The 19,307-nt window shown below is 63.4% G+C and carries 20 protein-coding genes and 1 pseudogene; 9 read left to right on the forward strand and 12 right to left on the reverse strand.

Translation table 11 applies throughout. From position 1 onward, the window contains the following. The first annotated feature begins 275 nt into the window (after positions 1 to 275). Complete coding sequence (locus tag LJX93_RS06620; protein WP_033701499.1) at positions 276 to 608, forward strand: ComEA family DNA-binding protein; 333 nt, start codon at positions 276 to 278, stop codon at positions 606 to 608. A gap of 82 nt (positions 609 to 690) precedes the next feature. Here the strand turns inward: LJX93_RS06620 and LJX93_RS06625 are convergent, their stop codons facing one another. Next, positions 691 to 858: a DUF2897 family protein gene (locus tag LJX93_RS06625; protein ID WP_077068581.1), complete on the reverse strand. Its 168-nt coding sequence runs from the start codon at positions 856 to 858 to the stop codon at positions 691 to 693. Between the two features lie 182 nt (positions 859 to 1,040). On the opposite strand from LJX93_RS06625, the gene pyrF reads away from it, so the two are divergent. Continuing rightward, on the forward strand, positions 1,041 to 1,742 hold the full coding sequence (gene pyrF, locus LJX93_RS06630; RefSeq protein ID WP_033700668.1) for an orotidine-5'-phosphate decarboxylase: 702 nt from the start codon (positions 1,041 to 1,043) through the stop codon (positions 1,740 to 1,742). A gap of 135 nt (positions 1,743 to 1,877) precedes the next feature. On the opposite strand, the gene LJX93_RS06635 is transcribed toward pyrF, so the two are convergent. Then, positions 1,878 to 2,879: an NADP-dependent oxidoreductase gene (locus LJX93_RS06635; protein WP_047581796.1), complete on the reverse strand. Its 1,002-nt coding sequence runs from the start codon at positions 2,877 to 2,879 to the stop codon at positions 1,878 to 1,880. A gap of 183 nt (positions 2,880 to 3,062) precedes the next feature. Here LJX93_RS06635 and LJX93_RS06640 point away from each other — a divergent pair, with 183 nt between their 5' ends. Beyond that, positions 3,063 to 3,824, forward strand: a complete 762-nt coding sequence (locus tag LJX93_RS06640) for an SDR family oxidoreductase (protein WP_095064136.1) — start codon at positions 3,063 to 3,065, stop codon at positions 3,822 to 3,824. A gap of 131 nt (positions 3,825 to 3,955) precedes the next feature. Here the strand turns inward: LJX93_RS06640 and LJX93_RS06645 are convergent, their stop codons facing one another. Next, a complete protein-coding gene (locus LJX93_RS06645; RefSeq protein ID WP_227696866.1) occupies positions 3,956 to 5,125 on the reverse strand; it encodes an MFS transporter in 1,170 nt (389 codons plus the stop codon). Positions 5,126 to 5,261: 136 nt separating this feature from the next. Here LJX93_RS06645 and LJX93_RS06650 point away from each other — a divergent pair, with 136 nt between their 5' ends. From LJX93_RS06650 to LJX93_RS27440, 3 genes and pseudogenes are all read left to right on the forward strand, one after another. Then, a complete protein-coding gene (locus LJX93_RS06650; RefSeq protein WP_227696868.1) occupies positions 5,262 to 6,659 on the forward strand; it encodes a PLP-dependent aminotransferase family protein in 1,398 nt (465 codons plus the stop codon). 668 nt (positions 6,660 to 7,327) lie between these two features. Next, positions 7,328 to 7,807: pseudogene (locus LJX93_RS27435) on the forward strand (methyl-accepting chemotaxis protein); the annotation flags it as partial. Between the two features lie 204 nt (positions 7,808 to 8,011). After that, on the forward strand, positions 8,012 to 8,716 hold the full coding sequence (locus tag LJX93_RS27440) for a methyl-accepting chemotaxis protein (protein ID WP_413787241.1): 705 nt from the start codon (positions 8,012 to 8,014) through the stop codon (positions 8,714 to 8,716). Positions 8,717 to 8,807: 91 nt separating this feature from the next. Here the strand turns inward: LJX93_RS27440 and LJX93_RS06660 are convergent. Then, positions 8,808 to 10,162 (reverse strand): IS3 family transposase gene (locus LJX93_RS06660; protein WP_186666575.1). Its coding sequence is split into 2 segments (ribosomal slippage): positions 8,808 to 9,689 and positions 9,692 to 10,162, totalling 1,353 coding nucleotides; the frame shifts between segments, so codons are not numbered across the junction. 132 nt (positions 10,163 to 10,294) lie between these two features. Further along, positions 10,295 to 11,485 carry a benzoate/H(+) symporter BenE family transporter gene (locus LJX93_RS06665; protein ID WP_033700661.1) on the reverse strand — a complete coding sequence of 397 codons (1,191 nt, stop codon included), beginning with the start codon at positions 11,483 to 11,485 and terminating at the stop codon, positions 10,295 to 10,297. A 144-nt stretch (positions 11,486 to 11,629) separates the two neighbouring features. Here LJX93_RS06665 and LJX93_RS06670 point away from each other — a divergent pair, with 144 nt between their 5' ends. Continuing rightward, positions 11,630 to 12,232, forward strand: coding sequence for a glutathione S-transferase family protein (locus LJX93_RS06670; protein ID WP_033700660.1), 603 nt, complete (start codon positions 11,630 to 11,632; stop codon positions 12,230 to 12,232). A gap of 19 nt (positions 12,233 to 12,251) precedes the next feature. Here the strand turns inward: LJX93_RS06670 and LJX93_RS06675 are convergent, their stop codons facing one another. From LJX93_RS06675 to LJX93_RS06695, 5 genes are all read right to left on the reverse strand, one after another. After that, positions 12,252 to 12,617, reverse strand: a complete 366-nt coding sequence (locus tag LJX93_RS06675; RefSeq protein ID WP_033700658.1) for a glutaredoxin — start codon at positions 12,615 to 12,617, stop codon at positions 12,252 to 12,254. Between the two features lie 58 nt (positions 12,618 to 12,675). Beyond that, positions 12,676 to 13,221: a GTP cyclohydrolase I FolE gene (gene folE, locus LJX93_RS06680; protein ID WP_033700657.1), complete on the reverse strand. Its 546-nt coding sequence runs from the start codon at positions 13,219 to 13,221 to the stop codon at positions 12,676 to 12,678. A 69-nt stretch (positions 13,222 to 13,290) separates the two neighbouring features. After that, the gene (locus LJX93_RS06685) at positions 13,291 to 13,851 is read right to left on the reverse strand and encodes a Smr/MutS family protein (RefSeq protein ID WP_033700655.1); all 561 of its coding nucleotides are present in this window, start codon (positions 13,849 to 13,851) and stop codon (positions 13,291 to 13,293) included. Between the two features lie 96 nt (positions 13,852 to 13,947). After that, on the reverse strand, positions 13,948 to 14,268 hold the full coding sequence (locus LJX93_RS06690) for a hypothetical protein (RefSeq protein ID WP_033700654.1): 321 nt from the start codon (positions 14,266 to 14,268) through the stop codon (positions 13,948 to 13,950). Between the two features lie 90 nt (positions 14,269 to 14,358). After that, positions 14,359 to 14,949 (reverse strand): cysteine hydrolase family protein, encoded by a 591-nt coding sequence (locus LJX93_RS06695; RefSeq protein ID WP_033700653.1) that lies wholly within the window; start codon positions 14,947 to 14,949, stop codon positions 14,359 to 14,361. Positions 14,950 to 15,128: 179 nt separating this feature from the next. Between LJX93_RS06695 and prmB the strand changes: the two genes are divergently transcribed. Beyond that, positions 15,129 to 16,037 (forward strand): 50S ribosomal protein L3 N(5)-glutamine methyltransferase, encoded by a 909-nt coding sequence (prmB, locus tag LJX93_RS06700; protein WP_033700652.1) that lies wholly within the window; start codon positions 15,129 to 15,131, stop codon positions 16,035 to 16,037. A gap of 21 nt (positions 16,038 to 16,058) precedes the next feature. On the opposite strand, the gene LJX93_RS06705 is transcribed toward prmB, so the two are convergent. Both LJX93_RS06705 and LJX93_RS06710 read right to left on the reverse strand, forming a co-directional pair. Then, positions 16,059 to 16,847, reverse strand: a complete 789-nt coding sequence (locus LJX93_RS06705) for a hypothetical protein (protein WP_033700651.1) — start codon at positions 16,845 to 16,847, stop codon at positions 16,059 to 16,061. 191 nt (positions 16,848 to 17,038) lie between these two features. After that, positions 17,039 to 18,001 carry an alpha/beta hydrolase gene (locus LJX93_RS06710; protein WP_033700650.1) on the reverse strand — a complete coding sequence of 321 codons (963 nt, stop codon included), beginning with the start codon at positions 17,999 to 18,001 and terminating at the stop codon, positions 17,039 to 17,041. 140 nt (positions 18,002 to 18,141) lie between these two features. Between LJX93_RS06710 and aroC the strand changes: the two genes are divergently transcribed. Continuing rightward, complete coding sequence (gene aroC, locus LJX93_RS06715; RefSeq protein ID WP_033700649.1) at positions 18,142 to 19,233, forward strand: chorismate synthase; 1,092 nt, start codon at positions 18,142 to 18,144, stop codon at positions 19,231 to 19,233. Positions 19,234 to 19,307 lie beyond the last annotated feature (74 nt).

The raw sequence follows: 19,307 nt of genomic DNA on the forward strand, positions 1-19,307 counted from the left end.
GTAGGAAAAGCAACAGCGTTTGGTCTGAATGAAACGCAGGTTAAACGGGAATTCACCTAAACGCCATCGTCTATCTCAACTAGTTCATGAAGTTAGCGCGAAACATGGCATTGCGCCATTATTTCTGGGGGCGTGAAGTTGGTTTTCTTGCTGTTCGATTCGGTAACGATTCGCTGGGGTGAGTGCCTGTTGCGAAATCAGGCGAACCGCTAGGGTTGATTGCGCAGCCACAGGAAAACGGCTGTTCGATTAGACCAACTCAAGGAATATTCATGATGCGTAATACCGTACTGTCCTACCTGCTGCTGCCGCTATTCGCCAGCCTGTCCTTTACCCTCAGCGCCGCTCCCGCGACTACCACTGCGGTACCAGACCCAGTGCCAGTGGTCAGCCATGTGGCGGCGCAGCCGTTGCGGGTGGATCTGAACAAGGCTGATGCCGCTACCCTGCAAAAAGAGCTCAACGGGATTGGCAAGGCCAAGGCTGAGGCCATCGTTGCCTACCGGGAGACCCATGGTCCGTTCGCCTCGGTGGATGAGCTTTTGGAGATCAGGGGTGTCGGTAGCGCGTTGTTGGAGCGTAATCGCGACAAGGTGATGGTGGAGTAAGCGAAGGGGGGGGCTTGCCCTGCTTAATTGCGGGGCAAGCAAGGTGCTCCCGCCAGGGGAGGACTGGGGCTGGCAACAGTGGCTAGCGGTCCTGCGAATCCTTGGCATCCGCCTCGGCATTGCGCTCGTGCACCTTGCGCAGCTGGTCGTCGGTCAGCGGCAGTTTTTTCGCTGTATCTCGCAGCATCATCAAGCCGCCGACAATCGAGCCGAGGGCTAAGATGAGTATCAGCCAGGCATACCAGGGCATTGTCGTTCTCCTTTGATCGTCAGTGGGCGGCGCTTGTACGCATGTTGAGCAATTGCCGGATCCTTTGGTTCAATTATAGGAGCCGTGCACCGCAGGGCCAATTCCATGACCCGCGGCCCCCAAAGCCTGCGCCACTTCGTTTACAATGCGCGCCGTTTTCGACTTGCCAAGAGACCCTCACCATGTCCGCCTGCCAGACGCCCCTGATCGTCGCCCTCGATTTCCCTACCCGTGAGGCCGCTCTGAAGCTGGCTGACCAGCTCGACCCTGCGCTGTGCCGGGTAAAGGTGGGCAAGGAACTGTTCACCAGCAGTGCCTCCGGCATCGTCGAGACCCTATGTGCCAAGGGCTTCGAAGTGTTTCTCGACCTCAAGTTCCACGATATCCCCAACACCACGGCAATGGCGGTAAAGGCCGCCGCCGAGATGGGGGTGTGGATGGTCAACGTACATTGCTCCGGTGGCCTGCGCATGATGTCGGCTTGCCGTGAAGAGTTGGCCAAGCGCAGTGGCCCCCAGCCATTGCTGATTGGCGTGACCGTGCTGACCAGCATGGAACGTGAAGACCTGGCCGGTATTGGCCTGGATGTCGACCCGCAGGAGCAGGTACTGCGCCTGGCGGCGCTGGCCGAGAAGGCGGGTATGGACGGCCTGGTGTGCTCCGCGCTGGAAGCACCGGCGCTGAAGGCTGCGCACCCGCTGCTGCAACTGGTGACCCCGGGTATCCGCCCGGCCGGCAGCGCCCAGGATGATCAGCGCCGTATCCTCACTCCGCGCCAGGCACTGGATGCAGGTTCGGACTATCTGGTGATTGGCCGGCCGATCAGCCAGGCCGCAGACCCGGCGCAGGCGCTGGCTGCGGTGGTGGCGGAGATTCGAGGGTAAACACCCGCGTATATGAAAAAGGCCAACACGCGCGTGTTGGCCTTTTTCATATACGGCTGATGCCGAGAGTGCTGGGGCTGCTGCGCAGCCCTTTCCGACCGGTCCGGCGCCCCGGCAAGGCCGCGCCTACAGGGGTTAGACCTTCAACACCAGCTTGCCAAAATTCTCCCCGCTGAACAGCTTGAGCAGCGTCTCTGGGAAGGTATCCAACCCTTCCACCACATCTTCCTTGCTCTTCACCTTGCCACTGGCCAGCCAGCCGGCGATCTCCTGCGCGGCCTTGCCATAGTCCTTGGCATGGTCGAACACCACAAAGCCTTCCATGCGCGCACGGTTCACCAGCAGCGACAGGTAGTTGGCCGGGCCTTTGACGGCTTCCTTGTTGTTGTACTGGCTGATGGCGCCACAGATGACGATGCGGGCCTTGAGGTTGATGCGGGTGAGCACGGCGTCGAGGATCTCGCCACCGACGTTGTCGAAGTAAACGTCTACGCCTTTGGGGCATTCGCGCTTGAGGCCGGCGAGCACGTCTTCGGCCTTGTAGTCGATGACACCATCGAAGCCCAGCTCGTCCTTGAGGTATTGGCATTTTTCGGCGCCGCCGGCGATGCCGATTACGTGGCAGCCTTTGAGCTTGGCGATCTGCCCGACGATGCTGCCCACCGCACCGGCGGCGCCCGAGATGACCACGGTGTCACCAGCCTTGGGCTGGCCGACTTCGAGCAGGGCGAAGTAGGCGGTCATGCCGGTCATGCCCAAGGCCGAGAGGTAGCGGGGCAGGGGCGCGAGGCTGGGGTCAATCTTGTGCAGGCCTTGTGGCTCGCCGGTGAAGTAGTCCTGTACGCCGAGCGCGCCGCTGACGTGGTCGCCGGGCTTGTAGTCGGGGTGGTTCGAGACCACCACTTCGCCGACGCCGAGGGCGCGCATTACCTGGCCGAGGCCTACTGGGGGAATGTAGGACTTGCCTTCGTTCATCCAGCCGCGCATGGCGGGGTCGAGGGACAGGTACAGGTTGTGCACCAGGACTTGGCCTTCGCCGGGCTGTTCGGCGGGCACTTGCTCGAAGCTGAAGTCGTCACGGCGCACGGCGCCGACGGGGCGTTTGGCGAGCAGGAAGCGGCGGTTGGTCTGGGTCATGTCGGGTCCTTGTGGGCAGTGGAAGGTGAAGTGCATTCAATCTACCTTGCTGATGCAACCAGGTGGGTAACATCACTGGTAAGCATGGTAGACCAACCGTTGGCCTGATGATGCTGCCCAGCTTGGCTGGGCGCTGACTATGCTTGGCTGCGATATCACAAATGGCCGCGTCAGGAGCAAACGATGAGCATGACCTTTTCCGGCCAGGTAGCCCTGGTCACCGGCGGCGCTGCGGGTATTGGCCGGGCGACGGCGTTGGCTTTTGCCCGTGAAGGCTTGAAAGTGGTGGTGGCCGATCTCGACCCGGTCGGCGGCGAAGCCACGGTGGGCCTGATCCACGATGCGGGCGGCGATGCGATGTTCATCGCCTGCGACGTGACCCGGGAGGCCGATGTGCGCCAGCTGCATGAACGGCTGATAGCCGCCTATGGCCGGCTGGACTACGCCTACAACAATGCTGGCATCGAGATCGAGCAGGGCCGTTTGGCCGAGGGTAGCGAGGCGCAGTTCGACGCCATCATGGGCGTCAACGTCAAGGGTGTGTGGCTGTGCATGAAGTACCAGCTGCCGCTGCTGGTTGCCCAGGGCGGTGGGGCGATCGTCAATACCGCATCGGTGGCAGGGTTGGGCGCGGCGCCGAAGATGAGCATCTACAGTGCGTCAAAGCACGCGGTGATCGGCTTGACCAAGTCGGCGGCAATCGAATATGCCAAGAAAGGCATCCGGGTGAACGCGGTGTGCCCGGCGGTTATCGACACCGACATGTTCCGCCGTGCGTATGAGGCGGACCCGCGCAAGGCCGAGTTCGCAGCGTCGATGCACCCGGTGGGGCGCATCGGCAAGGTCGAGGAAGTTGCAGGTGCGGTGCTGTACCTGTGTAGCGATGGCGCGGCTTTCACCACCGGGCATAGCCTGACTGTGGACGGCGGAGCGACGGCGATCTGACTTGCGGTGTGTGTGTAGGAGCGGCCTTGCGTCGCGAAAGGGGCGCGTAGCGGCCCCAGCAATCTATGCGGCGAAGCTGAGACCGCGGGGCCGCTACGCAGCCCGTTCGCGACGCAAGGCCGCTCCTACAATCAGTGGCGTACCTGCACCAGCGGCTTTTCTGGCAAAGCTGCTCGGGCAGACACCACAAGTGCCAGGCCAACCAGCACACACCCCAGCACCAGCACCCCACCAAACACCAGCAAGGCCACCCGCGCGCCCAACCGGTCGCTGAGCAACCCGGTAAAGATCACCGGCAAGCTGAACCCCAGGTACGCCAGCAAGAAGAACCCGGCACTGGCTCGGGTTTTCTCGCTGCCGGCCAGTTGGTTCACCGCCGCCAGGCCGCCCAGGTAGATAAACCCATAACACGCACTGCTGGCCGCCACGGCGCCCAGCCAGACCGCAGCCAGTTGCCCGCTGTCGGCACCCCAGGCCAGCACCGCGTAGCTGCACGGCAAAATCACCAGCCCCAGCAGTGTGGCCTTCAGGCTCGAAAGGCGACGGGCCATCGGCTGGAACAACAAGCCGCAACTGATCACACAGAAGGTCGAGAACCCTGACCACGCGCTCAGGCCATGCTGGCGCAGGATCCCCGGCAGCAGGGCGATGACCAGGCCCACGCAGGCCCAGGCCAGCAGAATGGCCAGGCCATAGGCAACGCTGCCACGCGGGTAGTACGGCAGGCGCAGCATGGCGCTGCGTTGCGCCGGGCATGGGTCGGGCAGGCGCCACACCAGCACCAGGGCAACGACGGCCAGCAGCAGTTGCAGGTGGAAGCTGCCAGGGGTCAGGCTTGGGCCGCGCAACAGGAACAGGCTGGTAAGCGCCGCGCCCAGGCCAAAGCCCAGCGAGGTGCTGGCGGTAACCCAGTTGGCAGCGCGGCTGCTGCCGTCGCTGCCCATCAGCTCGCTCATGTAGGCGGTGGCCGTGGCCGAGGCCAGGCCGGTGCCCAGGCCCAGGAACAGCCGCGCCAGGCCGAGGGTTTGCAGGCTGGGGGCCAGCAGCATCAGCACCGTGGCGACCATCGATAGCAACAGCGCGGCGATTATCAGCGGCCGGCGCCCGACGCGGTCGGCCAGCCCGCCCAGGGCCAGCAGCACTGGCAGCACGCCCAGCACGTAGCCGGAGAAGGCCACTGCGGTGGCGGCGGCGCCTTGCCCGGAGAGGTCGGCGTAGGTGATGTAGAGCGGGGCCTGGAGGTTCACCGCCAGGGTGATCAGGCACAGGGCGAAGGCCAATCGGGTGGAAGCGCAGGGCATGGGTGGGATCCTGAAGTTTATGTATCTGCCCCGCGAAGAGGCCCTGCCCACACTGACCTTTATCCGCCGCCGCAACCAGACACACCCACCGCTCATTTATGCTTAACTGTTCGCTCAAAATCCGCGAACACTTACCATGCACTTCTCCCTGGACCGCTCCAGCAGCACCCCCCTGGTGCAACAACTCACCGACCACCTGCAAACCTGGATCGACCAGCAGCGCCTGCGCCCCGGGGCGCGCCTGCCGTCGATCCGTGCACTGGCGCACAGCCAGGCGGTCAGCGCGTCTTGTGTGATCGAGGCCTATGATCGCCTGGTCGCCAGCGGCTGGCTGGAGGCGCGGCACGGCACCGGTTTCTTCGTCGCCGAGCGCAAACCAGGGGGCGGGGCCGATGATGGCCAGCCCTGGGGCGAGGCCGGCGATGGTCACTGGCGGCAATTTCGCGAGGGCCATGACGAACTGCTCAAGCTCGGTTGTGGCTGGTTGCCCAACAGCTGGCGTGCCACCACCGAGCTGGCCCAGGCCGTACGCCTGGTCAGCCGCGGCAACCCGCAAGACCTGCTCGACTACTGCCCACCCCTGGGCCTGGCCAGCTTGCGCCAGCAACTGCACAAGCGCCTGGCGCGCCTGGATATCGCCGCCGGCCCGGAGCGCATCCTCACTACCCAGGGAGCCAGCCATGGCCTCGACCTGTTGGTACGCACGCTGCTGCGCCCAGGCGATACGGTGCTGGTGGAAAACCCCGGTTACTACAACCTGTTCAACCTGCTGCGCCAGCACCAGGTGCGCATGTTGCCCGTGCCGCGCCTGGCCGAGGGCCCAGACTTGGCTGCGCTGGAGCGCTTGCTTGCCGAGCATCGCCCACGATGCCTGTTCATCAACAGCCTGTACCACAACCCGACGGGCACCAGCCTCACCCCCAAAGTGGCCTACCGCCTGCTGGAACTGGCCCGCGAGCACGACCTGCGCATCATCGAAGACGATATCTACGCCGACTTCCAGGAGGGCCCGGCAACGCGCCTGGCTACACTGGACAGCGAACAGCGGGTGATCTACATGGCCAGCTTCTCCAAGACCCTGAGCAGCTCGTTGCGGGTCGGCTACCTGGTTGCCGAGCCCTTGTTGCTGGCGCGGCTGGCTGAACTGAAAATGGTCAGCGGCATCGGCACATCGCGGTTTGCCGAGCAGGTGGTCGGGCAGATGCTGGCCAACGGCAGTTACCGCAAAAGCGTGCAACGCCTGCGGTTGCGCCTGGGTCAGCACATGGCCAAGCTGCTTGGGCAACTGGAGCAAGCAGGCTGGGAGGTGTTCTGTGAACCCTATGGCGGCATGTTCGTCTGGGCCAGGGTACCGGGGCGTGACTTCGCCAGCCTCGAGCAACTGGCGCTGGAGCATTCGGTGCTGCTCACCCCTGGTAGCGCCTTCGATTACCAGGGCGCCGCCAGCGCCTGGCTGCGCATCAATGTCGCTTACGGGCAGGATTCTCGCGCCCAGACCTTCTTGAAATACGCAGGGCGACCCCCAGCACACTGATAGCGACACGCTCATAGCTATTTGACACTATTCTGGCGTCAGGCCCTTGTGAGTGGACTGGCATCGTTGCCACGCTTGGCCTTCGGCAAACCTGACAAGGTGAAGGGGAATCGGCGATGGGTGCGACCAAGCACGGTGTTCTGGCCAACCTGGGCATGGCCCGCAAACTGGGCCTGGGCTTTACCCTGGTGCTGTTGCTGACCCTGGCGGTGGCGGCCATTGGCATCGCCGCGTTGCACAGTGTGGGCCAGCGCTTTGACGGCTTGCGCCAGCTGGCCCAGTTCAATACCGACCTGCTCAGGTTGCGCCAGCACGAACAAGCCTTTGCCCTGAGCTCTGATATCAAGCAGGCCGAGGCGTTGCGCAGCGGTTTGCAGGGGTTGGCCGAGCGCGCCCGTGGCTTGCCGGCGCTGGCGGCGGCCGAGGCTGAGCTGGGCGCTTACGGGCAGGCGTTCGAGGCCTTTGTCGAGGCGGTGCAGGCCAAGGAGCTGGCGCTGGACATGGCCAGTTGGTCGGTGTCCAGCGTGGCCAACAACCTTGATGTGCTGCAGGCCGGGCTGGCCGATGACGGCACCTACACCCTCAAGCAATCCCAGGGCCAGCAGGGCGGTGAGTTTCTTGAGCAGGCTGGGCAAGTGGCGCAGGTTTCACGGCTGATGCTGCAGGCGATGGACGAAGCCCGCGTGCGCCTGGAAAAGAGCCGCAAGGGTGAAGAGGGCGTCGGCCAGGCGCGCATCGCCCAGACCCTCGAAGCCGCGAACCTGGTCGAACAGCTCAAGGGCGCCGTCAGCGATGCCGGCTACCAGAGTGTGCTGGGTGAAGTAGCCGGGCACATCGGCAGCTTCTCCGACAAGCTCAACGAATACACCGACCTGCTGGCCAAGGAGCAAGGCCTCAAGGCCGAGTTGCAGGCGCGGGCCGAGCAGGTCACCGGCCGGGTCGACCAGGCCTACCTGGGACAGGAGCAGGCCTTGCAGGGCGAATTGTCCCGCAATGCCCTGGCCATTGCCCTGGCCACGGGGCTTGCACTGTTGGCCGGCGTGCTGGCTGCCTGGCTGATCACTCGCGCGGTGGTTGGCCCGCTCAAGCGCGTCATCGCCCGCGCCCAGCGCATTGCTGCGGGCGAGTTAGGCCTGGAGGCAGAAGCGCCGCGCAGCGATGAGGTTGGGCAGTTGTTGCAGGCCATGCAGCAGATGGCGGCCGGCCTGTCGGGCATTGTCAGCGGGTTGCAGCAGGGCATCGAGCAACTGGCCGGCAGCGCCCAGGCGTTGTCAGCGGTGACCGAGCAGACCAACCGCGAGGTGGGCAGCCAGAAGGAGGAGACCGAGCAGGTGGCGACCGCCATGCAGCAGATGACTGCCACTGTGCACGATGTGGCGCGCAATGCCGAGGAGGCAGCGCAGGCGGCCCAGTCGGCCGACGACAAGGTCGAGTCCGGGCAGCAGGTGGTGCGTCAGAGCATGCAGCGTATCGAACAGTTGGCGACAGCCGCAGAGGCGGCCAGTGCCGGCATCGACAGCCTCAGCGCAGAGATCCATACCATTGGTGATGTGCTCGAAGTGATCAAGAGCGTCGCTGAGCAGACCAACCTGCTGGCGCTCAACGCCGCGATCGAGGCGGCTCGTGCCGGCGAGCAGGGGCGTGGGTTCGCGGTAGTGGCTGACGAGGTTCGGGCGCTGGCCCGACGTACCCGGCAATCGACCGAGCAGATCGAAAGCCTGGTCGCCAGCCTGCGCGGCAATGCCCAGCAGTCGGTGGCACAGATCCGCGGCAGCACCGAGCTGGTGCGCCTGGCGGTGGCCGATGCGTTGCAGACCGAAAGCGCGCTGGGCAGCATCGCCGTGGCGGTTTCATTGATTCAGCAGATGAACCAGCAGATTGCGGCGGCGGCCGAGCAGCAGAGCTCGGTAGCCGAAGAGATCAGCCGCAGCGTCACGCAGATCCGCGGCAGTGCCGATCAGGCGGCGTTGGCGATGCAGGACAACGCCAGGTCGAGTGTCGAGCTGGCGCAGTTGGGCACTGATTTGAAAGGGATGGTGGGGCATTTCAGGTTGTGAGCCTGGCCCCTATCTCTGTTGCCTGTACTGGCCTCTTCGCGGGGCAAGCCCGCTCCCACAGTATGGACTGCCCCCAAAAAGTTGGACAGTTCTATGCTGCCGCCTGGGTCCTGTACTCGACAGGGCTCAGGCCATTGAGCCTCAGCTTGATGCGGTCATGGTTGTAGTAGTGGATGTACTCATCCAAGCCCGCTTTCAATTCATCAACATTCTCAAACCGCTTGAGGTAGAAAAATTCTGACTTGAGCGTGCCGAAGAAGCTTTCCATAGCTGCATTATCTAGGCAATTGCCTTTACGAGACATGCTCTGCTTCACTCCACAACTGCGCAGTTTCTGGCGATACTGAGCCTGCTGGTACTGCCACCCCTGATCGGTGTGGAGCACGAGTTTCGGCTTCTCCCCCAGGGTCTTGAGTGCCTTGTCGAGCATGTTCCCAACCAGGCTGTACTGTGGGCGACTGGCCGTCTCGTAGGCGATGATTTCCCCGTTATACAAATCCATCACAGGCGAAAGATAGAGCTTCTGTTGCGCCACCTTGAACTCGGTTACGTCACTCACCCATTTCTGGTTGGGGCGCTGGGCGACGAAATTACGCTCCAGCAGATTCATCGCTATCTTGCCGACAGTACCTCGGTACGACCGATATTTCTTGGGTCGCACCAGTGACTTCAGACCCAGCCCAGTCATCAGTTTCTCAACGACCTTCTTGTTGACTAGCGGCCCCTCTTTTCTGATTGCTAGTGCAACGCGCCGATACCCGTAACGCCCCTTCTCTTTGTGATAGACCTGCCGAATTCTCTCTTTAAGCTCCGCGTATTTATCCGGCTTCTGTTGGCTCTGTACCTGGTAGTAAAAAGTGCTGCGAGCCAGTCCGATCAGCCGCAGCAGGTCAGGCAAAGGGAATCTACGTTTGAGTTTGGAAACGATCAGGACTTTTTCGCCGGTATTCGTTCCTTTTCCTCGCGCAGAGCCTTGAGCTCCTTTAGGACAGCGTTCTCCATGCGCAGATACTCAAGCTCAGCCATCAGCTGGTCTCTGGGCTTTTGCGAATCGTCGGTATCTGTGGGCTTTGCTGGTTTAATCTTCTTCGGCACTTTAATCGGCTTTTTCTGGCGGATGACAGGGGCTACAGGGCTACCACTGTAGTACTGCCGCTGCCAGTTGCCTATCTGCGAGGACTGGCCGAGGCCAAAATGCGCAGCGGTTTGGCGAAGAGAGAGACGATGCTCGTGCATGTGGCTCAGCACTTGGCGCTTGAAGTCGTCGTCATAGCGCTGCCCGTGCGAGCGCGGACTAAGGCTGGACTTGCTCTGATAGCTGGAGACCCACCGGCGCAGCAGACTGACGTCGATACCGAAACGCTGGGCTACTTTTCGGAAGCCATCGCTACCATCTAGGTAGGCTGAGATGGCTGTGAGTTTGAACTGCTCTGTGTATTTGCCCATCGGTCCCCCCAAGGGTTGGATTTTTTGTCCAACTTCTTGGGGGCAGTCCAGTAAGCACAGTCTCTGTGGGAGTGCAGTCTCTGTGGGAGCGGGCTTGCCCCGCGAAGAGGCCGACACAAGCTACAAAAACCGTCAGGCTCTACGTGGGTTGAGGATCAGCAAGGTCAACACCCCCGCCACGATCCCCCAGAACGCCGAGCCAATGGAGAACAGCGTCAACCCTGAAGCCGTGACCATGAAGGTGATCAACGCCGCCTCACGCTCACGCGCCTCACCCATGGCTACGGTCAACCCGTTCATGATCGAGCCGAACAACGCCAAGGCCGCAATTGACAGCACCAGCTCTTTCGGCAGCGCGGCAAACAATGCCGCCAAGGTCGCCCCGAATACCCCGGCAATGCCATAGAAAATCCCGCACCACACTGCCGCGGTATAACGCTTGCTCGGGTCTTCATGGGCGTGCGGCCCGGTGCAGATCGCCGCGCTGATCGCCGCCAGGTTGACCCCGTGCGAGCCGAACGGTGCCAGCAGCAACGAGGCAAACCCGGTAGCCGAGATCAGCGGCGAGGCGGGCACCTGGTAGCCGTCGGCACGCAGCACGGCCACGCCGGGCATGTTCTGCGAGGTCATGGCCACCACGAACAGCGGAATACCGATGCTGATGGTCGCCGCCAGCGAGAAGCTCGGCGTTGTCCATACCGGCGTTGCCACTTCCAGGCTGAACCCGCTGAAGTCCAGCAGGCCAAGGGCGCCGGACAGCGCGGTGCCGACCAGCAGCGCAGCCAGCACGCAGTAGCGCGGTGACAGACGTTTGACCAGCAGGTAGCTGAAGAACATGCCAAGCACCAGCAGCGTGCGGTGCTGGGCGGCGACGAAGATCTCGCTGCCGATCTTGAACAGGATGCCGGCCAGCAGCGCCGAGGCCAACGAGGCCGGAATACGCTTGACCAGTCGCTCGAAACTGCCAGTCAGGCCGCAGATCAGCACCAGCACGGCGCAGGTGATGTAGGCGCCGATGGCCTCACCATAACTCACCCCGCCCAGGCTTGTGATCAGCAGCGCGGCGCCGGGGGTCGACCAGGCCACGGTGATCGGCGTGCGATAGCGCAGCGACAGGCCAATGCTGCACACCGCCATGCCGATCGACAGCGCCCAGATCCAGGACGAAATCTGCGCGCTGGTCAGCCCTGCCGCCTGGCCGGCCTGGAACATCAGCACCAGTGAGCTGGTATAGCCGGTGAGCATGGCAATGAAGCCGGCGACAACCGCCGACGGGGAGCTGTCTGCCAGGGGCCGCAGGCGGGCGGAGGTGGCATCGGTCATGAAAAAAATCCTTGTAAAGGTGTAAGCAGTTTTTTCAGACTAACGCGAGCAAGGTTGATCCTTGCCATACAGCGGCCATTGCTTTTAGCCGTACAGTCGCCAACTATTGGGCACGAATGCACAACTGCATGGGAGGGGAGGGCGATGTACAAGGTCTATGGGGACTACCAGTCGGGCAACTGCTACAAGGTCAAGCTGATGTTGAGCCTGCTGGGTCGGCCGTATGAGTGGCACCCGGTGGATATTCTCAAGGGGGAGACCGAGACCCCCGAGTTCCTGGCGATGAACCCCAATGGCAAGGTGCCGGTGCTGGAGCTGGAAGACGGCACGTACCTGTGGGAATCCAACGCCATCCTCAACTTCCTTGCCGACGGCAGTGACTTCCTGCCTACCGAGCCGCGCTTGCGCACGCAGGTGTTGCAGTGGCAGTTCTTCGAGCAGTACAGCCATGAGCCTTACATCGCCGTGGCGCGGTTCATTCAGTTCTACCTGGGGCTGCCGGATGACCGGCTGGAGGAATACCGCAAGCTGCACAAAGGTGGCTACAAGGCGCTCAAGGTCATGGAGCGGCAGTTGCAGATGACGCCGTACCTGGTCGGCGAGCGCTATTCGATTGCCGATGTGGCGCTGTATGCCTATACCCATGTGGCCCAGCAGGGTGGGTTCGACCTGGCGGACTACCCGGCGGTCAGGGCCTGGCTGGAGCGGGTGGCCAGCCACCCTCGGCATGTGCCGATGGTGGGCTGAGCCGGCCCGTGCCTAGAGGTCAGGCGAAGCGCTTGTCCAGGTAGGCAATGATCGCCTTGGACTCGTACATCCAGCTCACCTTGCCGTCTTCCTCGATGCGCAGGCACGGCACTTTGACCCGGCCTCCGCCTTCGAGCAGCGCCTGGCGATGCACCGGGTCGTTCTTGGCGTCACGCAACGCCATCGGCACATTCAGGCGGTGCAGGGTGCGGCGGGTCTTGACGCAGAATGGGCAGGCATGGAACTGGTACAGCGCGAGGCTACTGGCCGCTTGCTCGACGCGCGCCTGGGCGGCGGCATCGCGCTTGCGCTTGGCTGGGCGGCTGATCCAGTCGCCGAACACGATGAGCTGGCCGAGGCCAACCCGTAGGGCTTTGACGATCATGGGCAACTCCTGAAAAGAAAAGCCGACCCCGCAGGGTCGGCTCGGGATCACCAGCCGATCACTTGATCAGGCTGAGGAACTCGCTGCGGGTGGCCGCGTTTTCGCGGAACTCGCCCAGCATCACCGAGGTGATCATGCTCGAGTTCTGCTTCTCGACACCGCGCATCATCATGCACATGTGCTTGGCTTCGATCACCACGGCCACGCCAGCGGCGCCGGTCACCTTCTCGACAGCTTCGGCGACCTGGCGGCTGAGGTTTTCCTGAATCTGCAGGCGACGGGCGTACATGTCGACGATGCGGGCAACTTTCGACAGGCCCAGAACCTTGCCCTTGGGCAGGTAGGCAACGTGAGCCTTGCCGATGAAAGGCAGCATGTGGTGCTCGCACATCGAGTACAGCTCGATGTCCCGGACCAGCACCATCTCGCTGTTATCGGAGGTGAACAGCGCGCCGTTGGTGACTTCTTCCAGCGTCTGCTCATAACCGCGGCAAAGGTACTTCATGGCCTTTGCAGCCCGCTTGGGCGTGTCGAGCAGGCCCTCACGGGAGACGTCCTCGCCGATCTGGCTGAGAATCTCGGTGTAGTTCTGTTCCAGGGACATGTATCTACCTGTGGGAAAAATCGCAAAAACGAAGGGTACGGCGGCAAGGGCGGCGCTGCAAGCGCGGCGTTACTCGTCGCGTCCTTCAAGCATGGTTCGTTTGAGCATCACGTAGACTGCGCCGGTGCCGCCATGGCGCGCATTGCACGAGGCAAAACCGAGCACTTGCGGGTGCTGACGCAGCCAGGTGTTGACGTGACTCTTGATCATCGGGCGCTTGCCGTCGAGGCGTGCGGCCTTGCCGTGGGTGACGCGCACGCAGCGCACTTCCAGCTTGGTGGCCTCGGCGATGAAGTCCCAGAGGGTCTCACGGGCTTTCTCGACGGTCATGCCGTGCAGGTCGAGGCTGCCCTCGAAGGCGATCTGGCCGAGTTTGAGTTTGCGCAGCTGGGTTTCTTGCACGCCGTCACGGCGCCACATCAACTCGTCTTCGGCGCCGACGTCGATGACGAACTGGTCGGACATGCCATCGATCACCAGTGCCTTGTCGCTGCGCACGGTGGCCGCCTGCCGCAGGCCGGCCAGTTGCTTGCGGTCGGCCTTGGGTTTGCCGACCTCGGCACGGTCGTGCTTGATCGGCTTGACGCCGCGCACTTCGGCATGGAACAGGGAAAAGTCGTTGTCTTGCATGATGCCTCCACGTGGGCGGCGTAGTTTACGCGACTGTGGGCGGCTGTGCAGCCATGTGTAGTCTGCGCGGGCTTCTTCGCGGCATCAGTGGAAACGTCAGTCGTGTTTTTTCATCAAATGCGGCGACAGGTTCAGCTCACGGCCACGGCGCAGGCGAATGCGGCTACGCCGCCAAAACCTCACGCCCAGCCACAGCAATAACAACCCCCCTGCCGTGAGGGTGGCCGACAGCGGCCGGTTGGCATTGAGTTCGGCCAGGGCCGGGTAATTGCCCAGCAGGCCGGCGATGCCGGCCATGGCCAGCAGCACACCCAGCGTTGCCAGCAGGGCCGACAGGCCGGCGGCCAGGCGAGCGCCCCAGTTGCGTGGTTCGCGCGGGCGCAGGCGCTTGGCGTCGAAACTGCCTTTAAGCTTCATTCCGATTTTCTCTGTGGATATCCGGAATTCGACCTGCGCTCGCCCGTTGGGTTCCGCCCGGCTGCCGGGCGGTAATTACCGGCCTTTGGATCAGATCAGGCTGGCGGTAGGGGCGACACAGGCGAAGTTGTCGGCCATCACGGCCATTTCACACTGGTGGATCTGCGCGGCCGGGATCACCCCGTCCTTGAACGCCAGGTCGCGGGTCGCCGAGGCGTCTTCCACCAGGGTGCACCGATAACCATAGTCCTTGGCGCGGCGCACGGTGGTGCTGACGCTGGAATGGCTCATGAAACCGCAGACGATCAGGTCCAGGTGGCCAAGCTCCTGCAAAGTGTCGTGCAGCTTGGTGTTCTTGAACGCGTTGGGCATGCGCTTTTCAATGACGATTTCGCCATCGTGCGGCTCCAGCCCGGGGATGAACTGGCCGCCGCTGCCTTGTGGGTCGAAGCGGCCACCGACAGTGCCCAAGTGGCGGACGTGGATGATCGGGCGGCCGCTCTTGCGCGCAGCGTCGAGCAACCGGGCGATGTTGGCCACGGCCTCGTCCATGCCCGACAGCGCCAGGGGACCACTCAGGTACTCCTTCTGCGCATCGATGATGATCAGGCTGGCGTGGCTCAACTTGGCCGGCGGGTAGTCGCGGCCAGTGAGGCGGAACATCGTGGTTGGAACGGACATCAAGGGCTCCTTGGAAGGGCTTTTGTATACCTATTGTCCCTTGCCTTGGCGTCAATGGGAATGGTTGACATCGCAAGCGGCGTAGTTACTGGCCTGTGGCTAGCCTTTGAGCGACCCGAAGGAACATTTGTGCGGGTTGGGCTGTTAGACTTTTGTACGGTCTGAATTAGGAGTACCCCGTGATCACATCCCGTCTGCGCACGCTGCGCGACTACATCCGCTGGGCGGTCAGCCGCTTCCACGAGCGCGAGCTGTTCTTCGGCCACGGTGCCGACAACGCCTGGGACGAAGCCCGCTTGCTGGTGCTGGGCGCCGTGCACCTGCCGTGGGAGGTGGCCGACAGCTACCTGGACTGCATGCTCGAGGACGACGAGCGCGTGCGCCTGCAGCACCTGTTGAAGCGGCGCATCGAAGAGCGTGTGCCAACAGCCTACTTGTTGGGCGAGGCGTGGTTTTGCGGCATGTCGTTCATCGTCGACGAGCGGGTGCTGGTGCCCCGTTCGCCCATTGGCGAGCTGATCGAAAAACGTTTCGAGCCGTGGCTGGCGTCAGAGCCTGCGCGCATTCTCGACCTGTGCACAGGCTCCGGTTGCATCGGCATCGTGGCGGCCGAAGTGTTCCCCGAGGCTGAAGTGGTGCTGGGTGACCTGTCGTTCGATGCCCTTGAGGTGGCGAACCAGAACATCGAACGGCATGGCCTGGACATGCGCGTCTACACCGTGCAGGGCGACGGCTTCGATGGCCTTCCAGGGCAGCGTTTCGACCTGATCCTGTCCAACCCGCCGTACGTCGACGCCGAAGACTTCGATGACATGCCGGCCGAGTACCACCACGAGCCCGAACTGGGCCTGGCCTGCGGTAACGATGGCCTGGACCTGGTGCGGCGCATGCTTGCCGAGGCGGCAGACCACCTCAACGACAAGGGTTTGCTGATCGTCGAAGTGGGTAACAGCCAGGTGCACGTCGAGTCGCTGTACCCCGAGGTGGATTTTGCCTGGCTGGAGTTCGAGCGTGGCGGGCATGGGGTGTTCATGCTGACGGCCGAGCAGTGCCGCCAGCATCAGGAGCTGTTCAAAGCCCGCGTTTGACTTGGGGCCGCAGCCACCCTTTCAGCGGGTTGCAATCCAGATCAGCAACCCGGCCTGAAACACCGCAAAGGCCACCAGGCAGGTGATGGTAAAGCGCAACCCGCCGTCTTCGCGCCGGTACTTGGCCACACGCTCATCCCGCTCACGCAGTTGGCCTTCCTTCTCTTGCAACTGCTGGTCGGCCTGCTGCAGCAGGTTGGCCGCGTCGAGAATCTCGACCCGCTGCAGCCGCTCGTTGCTCCAGGCGGCCTTGAGCTGGCCCACCGTGATTTCCACGGTGCGGCCTTTCAGGTGCTGAGGGTCTTCATATTCGACCTTGATGCCAACCCCATGCAGGAACTGGTCGCGGCGCAGGCGTGAATCCTCGCTCAGGGCATCCTTGTTCGGCAGTGCCATGCCTTCGACCTGGTAATGCGACCACTTGCGCTGCAACCATTGCACGGCCTGGGCCAGCATGAAGCGGCCGATGCCGCGGTTCAGCGGCTCCAGTTGCAGGCCCTGGTCGCTGCCAATGCGCACCCGGCGCTCGGCGTGGTCGACGCGGATGTCCAGGTGGTTCTGCTCTTTGCGCACTTTTTGCCCAGGCAGCTGGATTTCCATACGCAGCAGGCTGTGCGCCTTGTCGTGGCGCTCGGCATAGCCGAACTGCACGAACCGCAGCGGGCGGGCGCCGGTGGCGCGGTCGGTGGGCAGGGGCGCCAGGCGCAACAGCTGGAAGTGTTCGACGGCAAGGTCTGCCCAAGGCAGCGTGGCGCCGTCCTCGGGTTGTGGCTGTTCGGCCGGGTCTACGGCGGTAGGGGCAATGGTCATCAGGGCTGTCCTTATGTACGTGCTGGCAGCCTGAGGGGGCACTGCGTGCCCCTTTCGCGACGCAAGGCCACCCCTACAGGGCATCGCGTGCTTTTTTGTAGGAGCGGCCTTGCGTCGCGAAAGGGCTGCGCAGCGGCCCCGGATTCTCGCCACCACCCACGTTATCGGCAGCGGCGTTCAAGACCTGAGGGTCAGGCCGATGGCAAATGCTGGATGAACGTCACGATTCGCTCCCCCAGTTCGCGAGCCAGAGGCAGCTCTGGGTTGAGGTAGCTGTCACGTTGCTGGCTCATGCCCTTGGGGCTGATGCGCAGCATGTGGTTCATGCCATCGATCAAGACCAATTGCGCATCAGGTTTAGCTGCCTTCAGGCGTTCGGCATCGGTCACGTCTACCTGCACGTCATTACGGCCCTGGACAATCAGCGCCGGCATCGGCAGTTGCGCGAACGCCGCCGCCGGGTTCTGCCGGAACAGCGAAATCAGGTAGGGCTGCACGCTGGGGCGGAACACCTGGCGCAGCGGAGCGGGTACGTCCAGGCTGGTCTGCCCAGCCTGCAGGCGGTCGAGCAAGGCACTGCCACGGGCCAGTTGGGCGGGCGGCAGGCGCTGGGCCAGCTGTTCGCGCAGCACCTCAGCCAGCGGCCGGCCGCTGCCGGCCAGGGTGATCACCGCGCTGGCGCCGGCCTGCTCGGCAGCCAGGCTGGCGATCAGCGCGCCTTCGCTGTGGCCGACCAGAATCAGTGGGCCGAAACGCGGGTCGGCCTTGAGCTTGCGGCTCCAGGCCACCACATCGGCGACATAGCGCTCGACGCTGAGGTCACGTTCGTCGGGCGTCGCCGGTTGGCTGGCGGCCACGCCACGTTTGTCGAAGCGCACGCTGGCAATGTGGTCGCCGGCCAGCAACAGGGCCAGCCGCTTGAGGTTGTCGATACGCCCCGAGGCCGGGTTGTTGCCGTCGCGGTCCGTCGGGCCGGAACCAGCGATGATCAACACCACGGGGGGCGGGGTGGCCTGCTGCGGCAACAGCAGGCTGCCGTGCAGCACGCCCTGGCCGGTGTCCAGGTCGATGGGGCGTTGCAGGACGGTGGGGGAGGCGGCCTGGGCGAGGCTGGCACAGAGCATGAAAAGCAGGGCGACGAGGCGCGGCATCATGGGGTACTACGGTGGGGAGGTGATGAATATGACCTAATGTTTGCGTGAAGGTTCGCAAGGCCAGTACAGACGACCATTCCTGTTGAAATTTTCCGTATACTGCCGCTTTCGTTCATCTCAGGCAGACTCGCGGAGCGTCCATGTCCGGCAATACCTACGGCAAGCTGTTCACTGTCACCACCGCTGGCGAAAGCCATGGCCCGGCGTTGGTCGCCATTGTCGATGGATGCCCACCGGGCCTGGAGATCTCCCTGGCCGACCTGCAGCATGACCTCGACCGGCGCAAGCCCGGCACCAGCCGGCACACTACCCAGCGCCAAGAGCCGGACGAGGTGGAAATCCTCTCCGGCGTGTTCGAAGGGCGCACCACGGGCTGCTCGATCGGCCTGCTGATCCGTAACACCGACCAGAAGTCCAAGGACTATTCGGCGATCAAGGACCTGTTCCGCCCGGCGCACGCCGATTACACCTACCACCACAAGTACGGTGAACGTGATTACCGCGGCGGCGGGCGCAGCTCGGCCCGCGAAACCGCCATGCGCGTGGCGGCGGGGGCCATCGCCAAGAAGTACCTGGCCACCCAGGGCATCACCGTGCGCGGCTACATGAGCCAGCTCGGCCCGATCGAGATCCCGTTCAAGACCTGGGCATCGGTAGAGCAGAACGCCTTCTTCAGCCCCGACCCGGACAAGGTGCCGGAGCTCGAGGCCTACATGGACCAGCTGCGCCGCGACCAGGATTCGGTTGGGGCCAAGATCACCGTGGTCGCCGAAGGGGTGATGCCGGGCCTGGGCGAGCCCATCTTCGACCGCCTCGACGCGGAACTTGCCCATGCGCTGATGAGCATCAACGCGGTCAAGGGTGTGGAAATCGGCGCGGGCTTTGCCAGTGTCGCCCAGCGTGGCACCGAGCACCGTGACGAAATGACCCCGGAAGGCTTCCTCAGCAACAACGCTGGCGGCATTCTTGGCGGTATTTCCTCGGGGCAGCCTATCGTTGCGCACCTGGCGCTGAAACCGACGTCGAGCATCACGGTGCCGGGCCGCTCGATCGATGTGAATGGTAATCCGGTCGAAGTGATCACCAAGGGGCGTCATGACCCGTGTGTCGGCATCCGCGCCACGCCGATCGCCGAGGCGATGATGGCCATTGCGCTGATGGACCACCTGCTGCGTCACCGTGCGCAGAATGCCGAGGTCAAGGTCAGTACTCCGGTGCTGGGCCAGCTCTGATTCGTCGGTGCCAGCCTCTTCGCGTGTTTAGCCGCGAAGAGGCCGGCACCGGCAACAACAAAACTGGCTGAGCC

It is taken from the genome of Pseudomonas sp. HN2-3 (assembly GCF_020691745.1).
GTDB lineage: Bacteria > Pseudomonadota > Gammaproteobacteria > Pseudomonadales > Pseudomonadaceae > Aquipseudomonas > Aquipseudomonas capeferrum.